Here is a 270-nt window from a genome sequence, read left to right as displayed (position 1 = left end):
CCTGCGCGGCGTTGACCGTGCCGGTGGCGCCGATGGCGGGCTTCCAGGTCACCGGCTCGACCGTGACGGTGTTGACCGGCGACACCTGCGCCGGAAGATTGGCAAAGATCTGCTTGATAAGATTGTCGCGGAACAAGTTGAAGCCGACCAGGCCGCCCCCGATAAGAGCCAGCGCCACAATGGCGATGATGAAACGCTTTACCACGCGCGATCCTCCGATTGAAAACGCCGCTCGCAAGCCTGCCACAAGCCTGCCCGGTCGTCACCCGC

The 270-nt window shown here is 63.7% G+C and carries 1 pseudogene; it reads right to left on the bottom strand.

The features are described from left to right. A pseudogene (locus RMT89_RS43250) lies at positions 1-205 on the bottom strand (hypothetical protein); the annotation flags it as partial. Positions 206-270 lie beyond the last annotated feature (65 nt).

The sequence above is a fragment of the Streptomyces sp. P17 genome (assembly GCF_032436805.1).
GTDB lineage: Bacteria > Actinomycetota > Actinomycetes > Streptomycetales > Streptomycetaceae > Streptomyces.
The sequence above is the reverse complement of the archived record's forward strand: the minus strand, read 5'-3'. Positions and strand labels throughout refer to the sequence as shown.